Origin of the sequence: Coprobacter tertius (assembly GCF_024330105.1) — a bacterium.
Classification (GTDB): Bacteria; Bacteroidota; Bacteroidia; order Bacteroidales; family Coprobacteraceae; genus Coprobacter; species Coprobacter tertius.
Genome location: NZ_JANDHW010000004.1, coordinates 215,923 through 232,020, shown reverse-complemented (window position 1 = coordinate 232,020; position 16,098 = coordinate 215,923). Strand labels below are relative to the sequence as shown.

Genomic DNA, 16,098 nt, shown 5'->3' with positions numbered 1-16,098 from the left:
ATTATCAGTTTGACGATATCGGCTTCGGGTTAATTGTCGATGCGTATTGCCGATTTAACTTCTTTTACCTTTTTAATATCGTTGCAGAGACGTTCTACATCTTTTGCATCATGTACCAGTACACTTAGCGTTCCGGTAAAAAGACCGTCTTTGGCATCTATCGACAGGTTCCGTATATTTACAGCCAGGTCGGTAGAAATAATTTGTGTAATCTGATTGAGGACTCCTACATGGTCGATCCCTTTTATCTGGATTGTTGCAGGGAAAGATTCTATTATGTTATTGTCCCATTGTGTAGAAACCAGTCTGGAACCGAAACTGCTTTTCAGTCGCATGGCTACGGGGCATGACCGTTTGTGTACGATGACTTGTTCGTTTTCGTTCACGTAGCCGAGAACATCGTCTCCGGGAATGGGATGACAACAGGTGGCCAGTGAATAATTTTTGTGATTCCCGTCATCTTTAAGGAGATAAGTTGCTTTGCGATCGATTTTTTCAGTAGGGCAGGTATCCCCTTTTTCGATCGTTTGTGGTGTTTTGTTGTTACCTCCGAACGGAATTCGCAAATATTTCATGAAAACATTCTGATTTTTTTCTTTCAGTAGTTTCTTGGTATTTTCGTTCAGAGAGATTTCATTTTCACCTAATCGATAAAAGAGTTCATCTTTTTTGTCGATGCGGTAATGGTTCAGTAATTTATCGATGTTTTGCAGACTTTCAGCAAAGTTGTTTTCTTTCAGGAAGTTTTTAAATATCTCCTCTCCTTTAGCAATGATCGCTTTGCGGTCTTTGCGTAAAGCAGCCTGAAGTCTTGTTTTCGCTTTTGCCGTAGTCACGAATTGCACCCATTCGGGTTTAGGCGACTGAGATCGTGAGGTAAGAATTTCTACCTGGTCGCCGCTTTGCAGTTTTTGACTGATAGGCACGAGTTTGTGGTTTACTTTGGCGGCAATACAGTGGTATCCCATATCCGAGTGCAGGGTAAATGCAAAATCGAGTGCAGTGGCGTCTTTGGGTAATGTTTTTAGTTCTCCTTTCGGTGTAAATACGAATATTTCGGAAGCGAAAAGGTTTAGTTTTATCGTATCGAGAAAATCGAGGGCGTTAGGTTCCGGATTTTCAAGAATTTCTTTAATTGTTTTCAGCCAGATATCGAGTTCCGATTCTTCATCCGATTCGCCGACTTTGTATTTCCAATGGGCGGCAAAACCTCTTTCGGCAATGTCGTCCATTTTGCGGCTGCGTATTTGTACTTCGATCCAGTTTCCATCGGGTCCCATTACCGTAACATGTAAAGCCCGGTAGCCGTTTGCTTTCGGACGGCTAACCCAATCCCGTATACGTTCGGGATGCAGTTTATATATATCGGTAATGATCGAATAAATATTCCAGCATTCTTTTTTTTCGTCTTCGTCTTTATCGGGATCGAAAATAATGCGTACCGCATATAAATCGTAGACTTCTTCAAACGGTATATTCTTACTTTGCATCTTATTCCAGATAGAATATACCGATTTAACCCGGGCTTTCATTTCGAATTTAAGGCCGGTCTCTTTTAATTTTTTTACGATTGGCGCAGCAAAATCTTTATAGATAGCCTGACGGTTTGCTTCGGTTTCGGCTATTTTTTGGCTGATCTCATTATATGCGTCGGGATGCTCGTATTTAAAACTCAAATCTTCCAGTTCGGTTTTTATTGCGAATAATCCCAAGCGATGGGCGAGAGGAGCATAAATATACAGTGTTTCTCCGGCGATTTTGTACTGTTTGCTGGGTAGCATAGAACCTAAGGTGCGCATATTGTGCAGACGGTCGGCCATTTTTATCAGAATCACACGTATGTCTTCGGACATAGTGAGTAAGAGTTTTCTGAAATTCTCGGCTTGAGCAGAGGCTTGATCTCCGAAAATACCTCCCGATATTTTAGTAAGACCGGCAACAATTTGTGCAATTTTTCGTCCGAAAAGATTTTCTATATCCTCTACTGTATATTCGGTATCTTCTACTACGTCATGCAGCAAAGCCGAACAAATCGATGTGGAACCCAGTCCTATCTCTTTGCAGGCAATACGGGCTACGGCAATCGGATGCAATATGTACGGTTCGCCCGAACGACGCCGAATGCCCTTGTGGGCCTCGTTGGCAAAACGGAAAGCCCGTTCGATTATGTCGGTCTTTTTGCGGTGGTTCGATTTCAGGTAATCAGTCAGTAAAGCCTGAAATTCCCTTTCGATCATTTCGTTTTCCGCTTTTTCTATATTGCTTGGTTCACTCATATTCATGCCCGGGTTATACATAATCAGCAAACTTAAAAAAAATAATTCAAAAAGAACTATGGTTTGCTGCTGAATTTGGCCTTCAGGAATTGTATTTACATGAATAACAAAAGAAATAAAAATTTATCTGATTTCTTTTATGTGAAAGTTTTATAAATATATCGGATGAAATGAAAATATTTAGAGGAGTTTTGTCCCTTTTTTTGAAATATAATCAGATGTAAATGCGGTGGGCGGTATTCTTAAAAAAAATCGGCAACAAGGAAATCTTTTTTCTTGTTGCCGATTTTGGGGTTTTCAGGAAGAATTAAATTCAATTAATTCCCGATATGGCTACTTTGCGTGTTATACATTGTTTGCCCGATTGTATGCGTACGAGATAAATCCCCGGAGTATTTACCGTGTATTTTACTTGAATATTACCGGCAGATATATTTGTAATAAGATTTCCCGAAAGGTTGAAGATCGTGATGTGTTCATTTCCTTGCAATCCGTCGATGATTATGTTTCCGCCGTATGTATAGATAACGGAATTTCCGAGTATATCGGTTTCGATACCCGATGCGTCGGTAGTCGTTACCGAAATCGTTTCACTGGCTTCTGACAAGAGATCACCTGAAGCTGCGAATACACGATAATAATAAGTTGTCTTTTCATTTAGTCCGGTGAAGGAATAGTTATTTCCTGTAACAGGTAGTTTTTCGACAATATAGTTCAACTGGGAATTTCCGTAAGTTACCGATACGTCATCGATGAAAAAATTTCCTTTGGTTTTGTAGTAAGTGATTCTGAATGCTTTTACATTTTCTTCTTCTGTAAAAGATTGTTCCCAAGTTTTTTTACCGGTTTCGTATTGCACGGTTTCAACCAGTGTCCAGGCGTTATTTTTCAGAAGTTCTACAGTAAAATGCGATCCTTCTCCTGCCGAAACAAATCCATAGAAGAACGATAATTTGCTAATCGGACTTGCGTATTCGGTACTTTGTATATATTCGGTGTCATTCTTGAACCCCAATGAGTTTGGAGATTTTCCCGAATTGGTTGTCGAAGTATAACTCCCGCTAACGGTTCCGGTCCAACCTTCGGGAAGGGGTTTTCCGTTTACAACTGTATTGAAATCATATTCATCCGTTTTTTCTCCATTTCCTGTCAGTGTAAACAGATCGATTCGGTATTCGTCGGTTTCCGGGGTCGGATCCCAGTTTGCCTTAAAAGAATCGGAGGCGATGCCGGTCGCTTCGAGAGCTTCCGGTGCAGATAGAGGCGATGTTGTGAATCGTACTGAATTTTCTGAAAGGATATTGCCTGAGGGTGTGATAGCGCTTACCTTGAAACTGTATTGCTGTAGCGGTTCGAGGTTTTTTATATTTATTTGGTTACTTACGCTCTTACTTCCTTGTAAAATAAAATGCTGATCTTGGTCGAATGTAATTTTATGGGTTCCGATCGCATCGAAATAATCGACCGGATAACTATCCCATTCGCTTTCAATGTATTTTATCGATGGCATTGTTATTTCTTGTTTTCGGGTAAGAGTGACATCCTGTCCCCAATAATTATCGTTGCCCCCATCGACGATACCCACCATATCGATAAGTATGCCGTTATGATAAAGACCAACTGCATCGTTTCCGTTAAATGAGAGGGGACTGGAATTGGTCGAAGGAACCAGTACGTCGCTTTGAGAAAGTAATGCTTCGTTACTGCAATTCGCGGCAACAAGCAGATAAGATTGCCCGTCGGCCAAAATACCGGTCATTTTATATTCAGCGAGGAATTCCCCGTCACCGTTGGTCTGTTTTCGCAGACTGTATTTCGACAAGTTTACATCTTCTCCGGTTCCGTTATATATTTCTATTGCTTTATTGTTACTGCTGCCTTCGATATAAGATGAGATCATTAAATCTCCCGATTGTAGGTTTCCCTGATATACGTCTACACTGTATTGGGTAGCCTCAGGATGGTTCATCCAGGTAAGAGTAGCATCTGTTGCCGATATTTTTTCTACGGGTAATACCATAAAATCGGAACTGCACCCACTCTGTATTTTTACCATTACGGGAGTGGCTATGCCATCGCTACTGATGAGTAATGTATCGGTATTATATCCGTCTTCTACGGCCGAATACGTTATAACGACGCTGGTCCCGGCAGAAGCCTCGTTTACCGGAATTTCATTTTTTGAAAGAGAGAGTCGTTCGGTTGCATTTTTCCATTCCAGATGAAGGGGAGAAGTCAGACAAAGAGCTTGAATATCTAATGACAGCTGTTTGCTGTTACCTTTGAGCAATAGTCCGAAATCGATTTCTTTTCCTGTTCTCGGAGTAATAATAGTAGGCTCGGTAATTTCAGGGAACGGAAATACCTGATCTGTTTTATCTCCCCAGATATAATCAACCAGTTCGGGGTAGTCGATAAATGGGTTCCGGTTTCCCTGAATTTTATATACTTCTTCAGTACGTTTCAGTTCTTTATCGCTGACTATATCTTTTTTGTCCCAACTCATCAGTAAATCGATCGCCCATTTTTCCCATACCGGATAGGTACTGTTCGGAATTATCATGGGACTGTTCCAAATCGGAGCGAAATCTTCATAAGCTGTGACCATATAAAGGTACGAACGTGCAAAATCTCCTTTGTATTCATCGGCCGGTTCGAAACAATTACCGGTATATACAGTTCCAAATCCATTTTTTCCGGTTTTACTTACCCCGTTATCTTGTAATGGTTTTCCGGTGACGATACCAAGAGGATTGTTACTTTTAGAAATGTTTATCGTTGCGTCTGCCGGATATAAATGGTGTAAGTCGTTGAAGGCATTATTGTGTATACCTCCCCACCAGCTATTTGGTAAAGAATGTTCTATATGCATACCATTAACACCATTAGTCCCATCGAATTCCCTATGTATGTCGGAATACATGTCGTAAACCGATCCGTCATCTCTACGGTCGGTATGAGAGAAACCGTCCCATGTCGCTCCGGGACCGGCTCCGTATGCAAGCATATGAGCTTCCCGTATGATCAGATGCAGAGCTGTTTTAAGTTCGGCTCCTTTTTTTCCGTAGGCCGGATAATAGTATCCCGAAGGTATTTGGGCATAAGATACAAGGACCAGAAACAGCAAAAAGGCCGTTGAAAACAAGCGGGAGTAAAGTTTATTCATAGTCGGTAGGTTTTTAAGGGAATATAATCTGAAATATAAAGAAAAAAGAATATCTTCAGCTTTTAAAGGGCCTGGAAGATATTCTTTTATTTTTTTACCAGGTTTCTTTTATATCGAAAGAATACGTAATGTATTTAATAATTCCCGGTTAATGGGTTTGTCGTTTTTGATTGCTTTGTTAAACGGAACGTATTCGATTTGGTCATTACGTATTCCGATCATTACATTTCTCTGATCTTCGAGAATAGCATCGATAGCAGCTGCACCCATACGGCTAGCTAAGATACGGTCGTTGGCCGAGGGAGATCCTCCTCGCTGGAGATGACCTAAAATAGAAACCCGGACGTCATATTGCGGATATTCGTTTTTTACCCGTTCGGCCAATTGCATGGCTCCTCCGGTACTCGGGCTTTCGGCAACGAGAACGATACTACTGTTTTTCGATTTTCTAAATCCGTTTTTAATCAGTTCTGCCAATTGGTCGACTTCTGTCGCAATTTCAGGAATGATCGCGGCTTCAGCACCCGATGCAATGGCTCCGTTCAATGCCAGAAAACCTGCATCACGGCCCATTACTTCTATAAAAAATAATCGTTCGTGAGAAGTAGCCGTGTCCCTTATTTTATCAACAGCTTCCATAATGGTGTTCAGGGCAGTGTCATATCCGATAGTCGTATCGGTGCCGTAAAGATCGTTATCGATTGTTCCGGGAAGACCTACGATAGGGAAGTTATGTTCATTGGCGAATATACGGGCTCCGGTAAGGGTTCCGTCTCCTCCGATGACGACAAGAGAATCTATTTTTTCCTTTACCAGAGTATCGTATGCCAGTTGTCGTCCTTCGGGTGTTTCGAATTCTTTACAACGTGCTGTTTTTAAAATCGTTCCGCCCTGCTGTATGATATTACTGACGTTTTGGGTTTTAAAAGTTTGTATTTCGTCGGTAAGCAATCCTTTATATCCTCTGTAAATACCTTTTACTTCGAATCCGTTATAAATTGCGGCTCTGGTGACCGCACGAATGGCTGCGTTCATTCCGGGAGCGTCGCCTCCGGAAGTAAGAATGCCGATACATTTAGCTTTTGCCATAATAATTAAAAATTTTGCGAACCATTAATTTGCAGCAAAAATACAAATTAATATTCAGTTATAATCTCTTTTACCTTTAATCCTGTAATTTCGATTTTAAAAATTCATATACGTCTTCCATAAGCCATTTAGGGGTAGATGTGGCTCCACAAATACCTATACTTCGTTTCCCTTCGAGCCAACTTTCCTCGATTTCGTCTTTATTGGAAACGAGTTTCGATTGAGGGTTTACACTTAGACATTCTTCGAAAAGAACTCTTCCGTTCGAACTTTTTTTCCCGCTTACGAAAAGAATGAGCTCGTGTTTTCGTGCAAAGTCCCGAATGTTCGGAATGCGGTTGGCTACTTGGCGGCAGATGGTATCGTAAAATAGGAAAGAAGTTCCTTCTTTTTTCTTTCGGTTTATTTCAGAAACAATATGTTTAAAACCTTCTACCGATTTAGTTGTTTGCGAATAGAGCCGTATTTCCTGATCGAAGTTTATCTTCGTGAGGTCTTCTATTCCTTCTATAATGGTAGCCTTTCCATCTGTTTGTCCGACAAGACCATTTACTTCGGCATGCCCCGGTTTTCCGTAAATAACGATCTGACTGTTAGTTTTGTCGGTATCTTTATATGATTCTTTTATTTTTTTTTGCAGTTGCAGAACGACAGGACAAGTGGCGTCGATGATCTCGATGCGATTCTCCCGGGCGATACGGTAAGTTTCAGGAGGTTCTCCGTGAGCACGTAAGAGGACCTTAACATCATGCAATTCTTTTAACTTTTCGTGGTCGATAGTAATGAGGCCTTTGGCTTTTAACCGGTCGACTTCATGGTTGTTGTGCACAATGTCTCCAAGGCAGTACAATATCCCGCTTTTATTGAGCTCTTCTTCTGCTTTTTTTATGGCGTTAACTACACCGAAACAGAATCCGGATCCGCTGTCGATCTCGATTTTTACCATAAAGAATATTTACTTTTTTACTGCTTTTAAGTATTCATTGTACAACCATTGATCCTGTTGCTCGAGAGTCATATGCGAATTGTCGAGCAGAATAGCGTCATCAGCTTTACGCAGAGGACTTACAGTTCTGTGCTGATCGATATAATCCCGTTCTTCTACATTTTTGAGTACCTCATCGTAAGTAGCGGTTTGTCCTTTTCGCAGCATTTCTTCGAGCCTTCTTTTGGCCCGTGTGTCGGATGATGCAGTAACGAATATTTTTAATTCGGCATTTGGAAAAACGGTAGTTCCGATATCTCGGCCATCCATGACAATCCCTTTTCGACGACCCATGTCCTGTTGCAGGCGTGTCATCGCTTCTCTTACAAATCCGATTGCACTTACCGGACTTACCAGATTGGATACTTGCATACTTCGTATTTCTTGTTCTACGTTTTTATCGTTCAGGTAAGTTTCGGGACGTCCTTCGGAATTTATTCTGAATTCGATTTTAATATTTCTCATTTCGTCTTTTAAACGGTCTTCATCGATAACACCGTTTGTCACTAAACCGTTTTGTATGCAAAATAAGGTTACGGCTCTGTACATAGCTCCGCTGTCGATATAAATATAACCTAATTTTTTCGCTAACTCCTTTGCCATCGTACTTTTTCCGCAAGATGAGAAACCGTCGATTGCGATTACTATGTTATTATTTGCGTTCATATTCGTTTCAATTATTGTGAAAAGGCGCGAAAGAGAAATGTAATAAATCATTAACCTGTCGGCAAAGATATAAATTCCAGTCAGAAATTGTCCGATTTTAAGTTTTACTTTTTTATTAAAAACGGTTACGCACGATACCCATTGCAAATACCTCCGTAATACGTTTTTTTAATGAAACAGGATGTATTACTTGTAACGATTCTGCGTGCGACATTAATTCCGAAATAAAATCGGGAGTAATGCGAACGTGGAGTTGAACGACAAATTGGCCCGGTATATCGCAGAGAACGGTTTGTGAGTGATGCAAGGGTTTGTTCTTCAGATATTTTCCGGTAAGGGAGTCGAACGACAGTATAACGTCTTCTGCCGGATATTGTTTGCCTGAAAACATCCCGAAGCTGTCGGCAAATAAATTTTCTATATTCTCTGATGCGGGTTGTTTGTATATCCTACCTGTAACCTTAGGGTTTCTGATTCGATCGAGGGAAAAAGATCTCAGCCGTTCTTTTCCGGGGTATTTCCCTAAAAGATACCAGTGAGAATATGATTCTTTCAGAGCTACCGGTTCTACCGTTTTGATCTCGAAAGTCTCTTTTGAAAAACTATGATAATCGAACTGTAGTTCACATCGGTTTGTCACGGCTTTTGCTAAAGCTGGTAAATACCTGTTTTGCGCATCGATGTGTTTTTCCGGAAATACGATTTCGGGTGAATTCGTCAATGCATAAAAAACATACAGGGCATCGGTAATCCTTTGTATCTCTCTGTTTTCTTGTGCAGGAAGGTAATAACCCTTATAGTATCGACTGTATTCGATCGAAATATGCCAGTTTATCTTTATCTCTCGGATTTTTTGTTTTACTTGTCGTACCGAATATGTTTGACCATCTTCCCGAAGTGAATTGATAAAGAGTGTCAGTTCTTCGATAGATAAATAAGGAGTATTTTTTATTTTATCTATAAGTGATAAAGTCTCATATAAGCGTGTTAAAACGTTCATATTCCGGTTAATTTAAATTCCGGAATCAAAAATAACGGGGCGGTATGCCGAAAAATGGCATAAATAATTTTTTTAACGAGAGCCGAGAAGATCGTTGAGATTGGTATTCAGATTAAACATGAAAGATGTCCCCCCCTTATGGTGTTGAGCGACAGAGGCTCCGATACTGAACATTCTTACTTTTATACCGGCACCGGCCGTAAATCCCGAAAGGAAGTTACGATTGTATGATTTCATATCGGTACGTGTTTTATAGTTGTATCCGATAGCGATATACAGATTTTGAGAAGGAATATAATCCACCGCAAATATAAGGTGTCTGAAAAGGTTCGAAGCAAAGTTATTTTTTTCTTTCAGGTCTCCTTCGTTATTGTTGAGATTAGAATCGAGGTAGGTATAAGGCAGTTTCCAACGAGTAAGATGCTGTGCTGTGACAGAAAATCTGAAAGGGGCGTGATCGAGGGTTTTGGAAAGCCCCAGTTGAATATCCCAAGGCATACGTTCGAACTTATCATTAAATCGTTTTAACTGCCCTCCTGCATTTTTTACGAGTATCGACATCGACAGGTCTTTTTCGGGATTGTAATAATTTACCCCCAAATCGACGCACAAAGCAAGTGCAGAATACTGCTCGTATTGTGAATATACCAATTTTGCATTTATTCCGCCTCGCCAGCGATCGTTTAAGTCATGCGAGTATATACCGTTAAAGATTATATCCTTCGGATTGAATTTACCGGTGATGGAACCATCCGGTTCGGTAAGTTTCATTTCCCCATATCCGAGATATTGTAATCCGGCAGCCCATGCGCCCCGGTCTCCTGCCGCTTTAGCGAAGGTAAAGCCGGCAATATTTATGCCTGCTACATAACGCATGTAATTTAGGTTAAGTTGAAGATCCATTTCCGGACCCAGTAATGCCGGATTTTGGTTTGTTACCGCTACATCTTCTTCAATGATCGAGATATTATTTCCTCCTAATGCGTTTACGTGAGTTGAAACAGGTAGATTAAGAAAATCGTATGACGATTTCCCTTCCTGGCTCCATCCTTGTAAATTGTAAAATAGACAACACAAAAGGCAAAAAAAGATCCGGTTCATTCGCATTAAATTGAGTTCGAGCATTCACGGAATTTTTTTCTGAAAAATTAAAAATCCGTGTGTTATTTATACTAACGGAAAAAAGGTTTATGAAGTATAAATGCCGGTAAAATTATTTGTTTACAATTGTAACCGATTCTTTTTCAGATATGAAAATCGCAATTTTAAAAGTTGACATTTCCTAAAGTCGCAAAAAAAATATATCTTTGAATCCATCAATTATAGTTAACGGTTTTATGAAGACGACAGAACAATATATAGATATAATAAATAAAGCCTTATCCGAATTACCTTATCCCAAAGTACCCGATGAGTTATATGCACCTGTCAGATACGAACTTTCTTTGGGTGGGAAGCGTATAAGACCCTTACTGACACTGATGGCTTGTGAAATGTTCGGTCTGGATTACAGCCAGGCGATACATCCTGCTTTAGGTATCGAAATTTTCCATAATTTTACCTTATTACACGATGATGTGATGGATAAGGCCGAGGTGCGCCGTGGAAAACCGACTGTACATAAAGTTTGGAATGAAAATAGTGCTATACTTTCGGGTGATGCCATGCAAATTATTGCTTATCGTCAGATTGCGAAAACACCAGAACGTTATATGAGCCGGGTTTTGGACGTATTTTCTAAAACGGCTCTCGAAATATGTGAAGGCCAGCAGTACGATATAGAGTTTGAGCATCGGGATGATGTAACCGAGGAGGAATATTTGGATATGATTCGTCTGAAGACTGCGGTATTGTTGGGAGCAGCTTTGAAAATAGGGGCGATTATTGCCGATGCGGAACCAGCTGATGCCGATCGGTTATACCGTTTTGGCGAGAATATCGGTTTGGCATTTCAGCTAAAAGACGATTATCTCGATGTTTATGGTGACCCGGCAGTTTTCGGGAAAAAATTAGGAGGGGATATCCTTAATAATAAAAAAACGTATATGTTGATTAATGCTTTACGCCTTGCAAGTGGGACGGAAATGGAACTCTTGAAGGATTGGCTTAAACGTACCGATTATAATCCTGCCGAAAAGATAGGGGCTGTAACCGCTATATACGATCGTTTGGGGATTAAAGAGCTTTGTGAAAAGAAAATGAAAGAATATTACGATAAAGCCACCGTTTTACTCGATGCGGTAGAAGTGGAGGATAAATACCGTTCTCCTTTATCGGCTTTAGCTGCCGATTTAATGTATCGAGAAAGTTAATGCGGGACAATTTATATTAATTAATTACTTAATTTTATGCCGTACCGTCGATTACCCAACACGGATAACGCCCGTTTAAAAGCATTGGAGTGTGCCTTGAATAAGGGGGATACTGCTAGCATTAGCGATTTAGCTGTTTCTTTTCATGTCATTAACGAGGCGAAAACTTTTTTGCCGTTTTTTAAAATGGCAAGAGAACGGTATCGCCAATATTTTTCGGAACAAGTAAAAGCCAACAGGAAATATCAGATGCAAATAAAAAAGGCACGTATGTATGTTTCTCATTTTATACAGGTATTGCATTTTTGTGTAATACGCCGTGAGATGAAGACCGAATCGTTGGCTTTTTATCATCTCTCCGATTCGAATCTTTCTGTTCCTAATTTAATGAGTGAGAATGCTTTAATGAAATGGGGTGTAAGAGTAATAGAGGGTGAAACAACGAGAATAAGACAAGGCGGAACTCCGATTTATAATCCTACGATTGCTAAGGTCAAAGTACATTTCGATATTTTTAAAGAATCGTATAATAATCAGAAAAATTACCGGTCGAATACTGCTCGGGCATTATCGGAGTTAGTCGCTTTGCGGGATAAGGCCGACCGGATTATTCTTGAGATATGGAATCAGGTAGAAAGTTCTTATGCAGATTTACCTCCTAAAGAACGGTTGAAGAAGTGTAAAGAATACGGATTGATATATTATTACCGTAAAAATGAAATCAAAGAATAATGATAGATACACATACCCATATTTATTTACCGGAATTTGCAGATGATTTGGATGAGATTGTTTCCCGGTCGAAGGAATCGGGGGTGGATCATCTTATTTTGCCGAATGTCGATGTAGAAACTATTCTTTGTTTACAGAACACTCAAAAAAAGTTCGGCGCTTATTGTTCGGCGGCAATGGGGCTGCATCCTACGTCGGTAGAAAAAAATTATAAGTCGGTTCTCGATACCGTTTACGAAGAATTGAACAAATCGAAATATTGTGGTGTAGGGGAAATAGGAATCGATTTGTATTGGGATAAAACATATTATAAACAACAATTCGATGCTTTTATAAAACAGGTTGAATGGGCGGCTCAAAGGGAACTTCCCGTTATAATTCATTGTCGAGACGCTTTTGAAGAGATCATAAAAGCATTAAAAACGATTAAATATATCCCGGTAAAAGGGGTTTTTCACAGTTTTGGCGGGACTCCCGAACAGGTAAAAATGATTAAAGAGCTCGGGGATTTTTATTTCGGTATAAATGGGGTCGTTACTTTTAAAAATGCGCATTTGGAAGATACTGTAAAAGAAATCGGTATTTCTCGTTTATTACTCGAAACCGATGCCCCTTACTTGTCGCCTGTACCTTATCGGGGGAAGAGAAACGAACCTGCATTTATGGTACATACAGCTACCCGTATTGCAGAAATATTAAATGTATCTTTCGATGAAATAAATGACGAAACGACAAAAAATGCACTTTCGTTATTTCGGTTGTCGTTGTAAATATTCTTCGATAGATTTTTGAGAATGCTGTATTTCCTTCCTCCCTATCGAGATTTTTAATTAACATGCGGGAAGCATTAGAACCGATATCAAGGCGGCATAGTTGGTTTTATTCATGATGGTAATCAGAGTTAGTCCCGATTTTTTTTGTACATTTCATAATAAAGCTTCTGGGGAAGCAAAGTGGCGGTTTTCAGGACAAATCATAAACGGAAGCGGGGAAAACCGCTTCCGTTTATGATTTGTCCGTGTAGAGTATCTATTAGATCGTATTCGATTGTTTTTTTCGAGTCTTTCTGTATCGATTTATCAAATATGGATGTTATGACTTCTATATAGCGGTCGAAATTTCGAATCATCCAGTCGGTTGTTCCATTTATGTAGTAATAACAACCGGTAAATAGAAAAATAAGCAAAAAAAGAAAAACGGGTTGTTATAAAATAAGAATGCCGATAACTAAGGAAACTACTTCTCGCATTTTTTCGTTACTTTTGCATACCCTAAAAAATAAAGGTTATGAGTATTCTGATTACGCCTCCTAAAGAGTGTCGGACAACGATAAATCTACCGGCTTCGAAAAGTATAAGCAACAGAGCTCTTATTCTTAATGCGCTAAGTTATAGCTCTTATCCGGTCGAAAATTTATCGGATTGCGATGATACCCGTGTTATGATAGACGCATTTGAGTCGAATAATAATAAATTCGATATACATGCAGCCGGTACAGCAATGCGCTTTATGACAGCTTTTTTATCTAAGATAGTGGGAGAATGGGTAATAACTGGTTCTGACCGGATGAAACAGCGTCCCATCGGGTTATTGGTAGATGCGTTACGTTCATTGGGTGCTCGTATAGAATATCTCGAAAAAGACGGATATCCTCCTTTAAAAATTTATGGAAGTGCACTGAAGGGGGGGAGCCTTACGTTGAACGGAAATGTAAGTTCGCAATATATTTCGGCTCTTTTAATGGTTGCTCCTTATATGGAGGAAGGTCTCGACCTTACACTTGCGGGTAATATTATTTCCCGGCCTTATATCGGTATGACATTAAAAATGATGAAAGTATATGGGGTCGATGCAGTGTGGAATGATCATATGATTAGAGTTAGGCCGGGAGAATATCGTCCGGTTAGGTTTACGGTTGAATCCGATTGGTCTGCAGCCTCTTATTGGTGCGAAATAGCTTCGTTGATTCCCGATGCCGAAGTCATTTTAACGGGCTTGCAAAAAGACAGTGTACAGGGAGATTCCCGTATTGCCTCTTTTTTTAAAGAGCTGGGTATTTCTACACAGTATGTCTCCGACGGGGTAAAATTATTTCATAACGGAAAATTGGCAAAAGGATTGAATTTCGATTTGTCTGATCAGCCCGATCTGGCACAGACACTTGTCGTTACTTGTGTACTGAAAGGAGTCCACTTCAGGTTTAGCGGTTTACAATCTTTAAAAATAAAGGAGACCGACCGTATCGAAGCATTAAAAGTCGAATTGCATAAACTGGGCTTTGTAATAAAGGATATAAACGGATCTGTTTTGGTGTGGAATGGAGAGCGTTGTGAACCTCATTATTCATTAGGGATAGATACTTATGATGATCATCGCATGGCTATGGCTTTTGCCCCGGCATCGATTCTTGTAAATCCACTGATGATAAATCATCCGCAAGTGGTAAGTAAATCGTATCCCGGATATTGGAATGATTTGAAAAAGTCTGGATTTACGATAATCGAAAAATAACGAACTTATGTGGATCATTATTTTGAGCATATTATTATTGGGAGCGGTTACTTACGGGATACATATATATCGTGAAAAAAAAATAGGTGAGGATGTTCGACCCGATGAGGCTTCCCGTGTTATTCCCGACGGATGTTGCGGTGCACATGAGGTTTGTGAAAAAGAGAGCCTTCTGGCAGCTGCCAGTAAAGAGATCGTTTACTACGATGATGAGGAACTCGACCGATTTACCGGAATTTCTTCAGATGGTTACACCGATGAACAGTCATCGGAATTTGCAGATGTATTTTATACTTTACAGAGCGACGATGTTGCAGGTTGGATACGCAGTCTCCAGCTCAGAGGAATAGAACTTCCCGATTCTTTAAAGGATGAGGTTTTACTTGTTGTAGGAGAAAGGAGAAATTAGATAAAAGTACGATGCTGGATATATTACGATATACATTTTTTCAGAATGCGTTGCTTGCTGTTTTACTGGTAGGAGTTGCCGGTGCGATAATAGGAACTTACATCGTAACCCGTCGTCTTGTATTTATAACAGGCGGAATTACTCATGCATCGTTCGGAGGTTTGGGCCTTGGATTCTTTTTAGGAATAAGTCCTACCGTAACAGCATTGTTTTTTGCCGTATTATCTGCTTTAGGAGTCGAATGGCTTTCTAAACGTAATGCGGTCAGAGAAGACTCTGCCATTGCGGCTTTTTGGGCTTTGGGTATGGCGCTCGGAGTTATTTTTATTTTCCTTACACCGGGTTATACACCGGGATTGAGTGAATTTTTATTCGGAAATATTCTTACGATTACTCATTATGACATTATGTTGTTTGGCGGTTACACATTGGTGTTATCTCTTTTCTTTATTATCTTTTATCGGCCGGTGATGTATGTCGCATTTGACCGGGATTTTGCTTTTACCCGGCATATTCCGGTGAGGCTTATAGAGTACAGCATGATGCTGATGGTTTCTGTTTGTGTAGTGCTTACAATTCGTCTGGTGGGTATCATGCTACTCATGTCGCTACTTACTATGCCGCAAATTATTGCCGATCAATTTTGCAGCCGATATAAGAATATTTTGTATTTGTCGGGTATATTGGCTATCATTAGCGGATTGTCCGGGTTATTTATTTCTTATTATATAAATGTTCCTGCCGGAGCTTGTATTGTATTCGTTTTGGTTATTTTGTACATTGTTACGAAAATATTTGTCTGGGCCAAAAGATACCGTTTACCTGTATAAATCGACTTAATGATATTGCAGTGCCTGTTTTTTGCTCGAGGACATCTGCTGATTTTCATGTTTTGTAAGGCAATAAAAAGGCTCTCTGTCAGTTTATTTTATGAGAGCTTATAAGAATGGAA

The 16,098-nt window shown here is 39.9% G+C and carries 14 protein-coding genes; 6 read left to right on the top strand and 8 right to left on the bottom strand.

Features of this window, described 5'->3' with window-relative positions; all coding sequences use genetic code 11:
• Positions 1–29: 29 nt before the first annotated feature.
• From NMU02_RS05790 to porQ, 7 genes are all read right to left on the bottom strand, one after another.
• Positions 30–2,276, bottom strand: a complete 2,247-nt coding sequence (locus NMU02_RS05790) for a RelA/SpoT family protein (protein ID WP_435522016.1) — start codon at positions 2,274–2,276, stop codon at positions 30–32.
• A 313-nt stretch (positions 2,277–2,589) separates the two neighbouring features.
• Positions 2,590–5,442: an endonuclease gene (locus NMU02_RS05785; protein WP_255026476.1), complete on the bottom strand. Its 2,853-nt coding sequence runs from the start codon at positions 5,440–5,442 to the stop codon at positions 2,590–2,592.
• A gap of 108 nt (positions 5,443–5,550) precedes the next feature.
• A complete protein-coding gene (gene pfkA, locus NMU02_RS05780; RefSeq protein ID WP_255026474.1) occupies positions 5,551–6,531 on the bottom strand; it encodes a 6-phosphofructokinase in 981 nt (326 codons plus the stop codon).
• A 76-nt stretch (positions 6,532–6,607) separates the two neighbouring features.
• A complete protein-coding gene (locus NMU02_RS05775; protein WP_255026469.1) occupies positions 6,608–7,477 on the bottom strand; it encodes a 4-hydroxy-3-methylbut-2-enyl diphosphate reductase in 870 nt (289 codons plus the stop codon).
• Positions 7,478–7,486: 9 nt separating this feature from the next.
• Positions 7,487–8,233 (bottom strand): (d)CMP kinase, encoded by a 747-nt coding sequence (gene cmk, locus NMU02_RS05770; protein ID WP_435522015.1) that lies wholly within the window; start codon positions 8,231–8,233, stop codon positions 7,487–7,489.
• 64 nt (positions 8,234–8,297) lie between these two features.
• The gene (locus NMU02_RS05765; protein ID WP_255026465.1) at positions 8,298–9,182 is read right to left on the bottom strand and encodes a helix-turn-helix transcriptional regulator; all 885 of its coding nucleotides are present in this window, start codon (positions 9,180–9,182) and stop codon (positions 8,298–8,300) included.
• A gap of 72 nt (positions 9,183–9,254) precedes the next feature.
• Positions 9,255–10,307, bottom strand: a complete 1,053-nt coding sequence (gene porQ / locus NMU02_RS05760; protein ID WP_255026464.1) for a type IX secretion system protein PorQ — start codon at positions 10,305–10,307, stop codon at positions 9,255–9,257.
• Positions 10,308–10,519: 212 nt separating this feature from the next.
• Here porQ and NMU02_RS05755 point away from each other — a divergent pair, with 212 nt between their 5' ends.
• The 3 genes from NMU02_RS05755 to NMU02_RS05745 are packed head-to-tail and all read left to right on the top strand — an operon-like array spanning position 10,520 to position 12,996.
• Entirely contained in the window at positions 10,520–11,494 is a 975-nt protein-coding gene (locus tag NMU02_RS05755) for a polyprenyl synthetase family protein (protein ID WP_255026463.1), read from the top strand.
• A 36-nt stretch (positions 11,495–11,530) separates the two neighbouring features.
• A complete protein-coding gene (locus tag NMU02_RS05750; RefSeq protein WP_255026462.1) occupies positions 11,531–12,226 on the top strand; it encodes a hypothetical protein in 696 nt (231 codons plus the stop codon).
• Positions 12,226–12,996: a TatD family hydrolase gene (locus NMU02_RS05745; RefSeq protein ID WP_255026460.1), complete on the top strand. Its 771-nt coding sequence runs from the start codon at positions 12,226–12,228 to the stop codon at positions 12,994–12,996. The genes NMU02_RS05750 and NMU02_RS05745 overlap by 1 nt, the downstream gene beginning before the upstream one ends.
• A 203-nt stretch (positions 12,997–13,199) precedes the next feature.
• Here NMU02_RS05745 and NMU02_RS05740 read toward each other — a convergent pair whose 3' ends face one another.
• Positions 13,200–13,412: a hypothetical protein gene (locus tag NMU02_RS05740; protein ID WP_255026459.1), complete on the bottom strand. Its 213-nt coding sequence runs from the start codon at positions 13,410–13,412 to the stop codon at positions 13,200–13,202.
• A 101-nt stretch (positions 13,413–13,513) separates the two neighbouring features.
• On the opposite strand from NMU02_RS05740, the gene NMU02_RS05735 reads away from it, so the two are divergent.
• From NMU02_RS05735 to NMU02_RS05725, 3 genes are read left to right on the top strand one after another with little or no spacing between them, the layout of a single operon-like run.
• Positions 13,514–14,737 (top strand): 3-phosphoshikimate 1-carboxyvinyltransferase, encoded by a 1,224-nt coding sequence (locus NMU02_RS05735; protein WP_255026457.1) that lies wholly within the window; start codon positions 13,514–13,516, stop codon positions 14,735–14,737.
• Between the two features lie 7 nt (positions 14,738–14,744).
• Positions 14,745–15,146, top strand: a complete 402-nt coding sequence (locus tag NMU02_RS05730; protein ID WP_255026455.1) for a phospholipase — start codon at positions 14,745–14,747, stop codon at positions 15,144–15,146.
• A gap of 14 nt (positions 15,147–15,160) precedes the next feature.
• Complete coding sequence (locus NMU02_RS05725) at positions 15,161–15,976, top strand: metal ABC transporter permease (RefSeq protein ID WP_255026590.1); 816 nt, start codon at positions 15,161–15,163, stop codon at positions 15,974–15,976.
• Positions 15,977–16,098 lie beyond the last annotated feature (122 nt).

Excerpts from the sequence above, each read along its gene's own strand:
- cmk (WP_435522015.1), bottom strand. The coding sequence starts at position 8,233 with ATGATTTATTACATTTCTCTTTCGCGCCTTTTCACAATAATTGAAACG.
- NMU02_RS05735 (WP_255026457.1), top strand. The coding sequence starts at position 13,514 with ATGAGTATTCTGATTACGCCTCCTAAAGAGTGTCGGACAACGATAAAT.
- NMU02_RS05755 (WP_255026463.1), top strand. The coding sequence starts at position 10,520 with ATGAAGACGACAGAACAATATATAGATATAATAAATAAAGCCTTATCC.
- NMU02_RS05790 (WP_435522016.1), bottom strand. The coding sequence starts at position 2,276 with ATGAGTGAACCAAGCAATATAGAAAAAGCGGAAAACGAAATGATCGAA.
- pfkA (WP_255026474.1), bottom strand. The coding sequence starts at position 6,531 with ATGGCAAAAGCTAAATGTATCGGCATTCTTACTTCCGGAGGCGACGCT.
- NMU02_RS05745 (WP_255026460.1), top strand. The coding sequence starts at position 12,226 with ATGATAGATACACATACCCATATTTATTTACCGGAATTTGCAGATGAT.
- NMU02_RS05775 (WP_255026469.1), bottom strand. The coding sequence starts at position 7,477 with ATGGTAAAAATCGAGATCGACAGCGGATCCGGATTCTGTTTCGGTGTA.
- NMU02_RS05785 (WP_255026476.1), bottom strand. The coding sequence starts at position 5,442 with ATGAATAAACTTTACTCCCGCTTGTTTTCAACGGCCTTTTTGCTGTTT.
- NMU02_RS05750 (WP_255026462.1), top strand. The coding sequence starts at position 11,531 with ATGCCGTACCGTCGATTACCCAACACGGATAACGCCCGTTTAAAAGCA.
- NMU02_RS05765 (WP_255026465.1), bottom strand. The coding sequence starts at position 9,182 with ATGAACGTTTTAACACGCTTATATGAGACTTTATCACTTATAGATAAA.
- porQ (WP_255026464.1), bottom strand. The coding sequence starts at position 10,307 with ATGCTCGAACTCAATTTAATGCGAATGAACCGGATCTTTTTTTGCCTT.
- NMU02_RS05730 (WP_255026455.1), top strand. The coding sequence starts at position 14,745 with ATGTGGATCATTATTTTGAGCATATTATTATTGGGAGCGGTTACTTAC.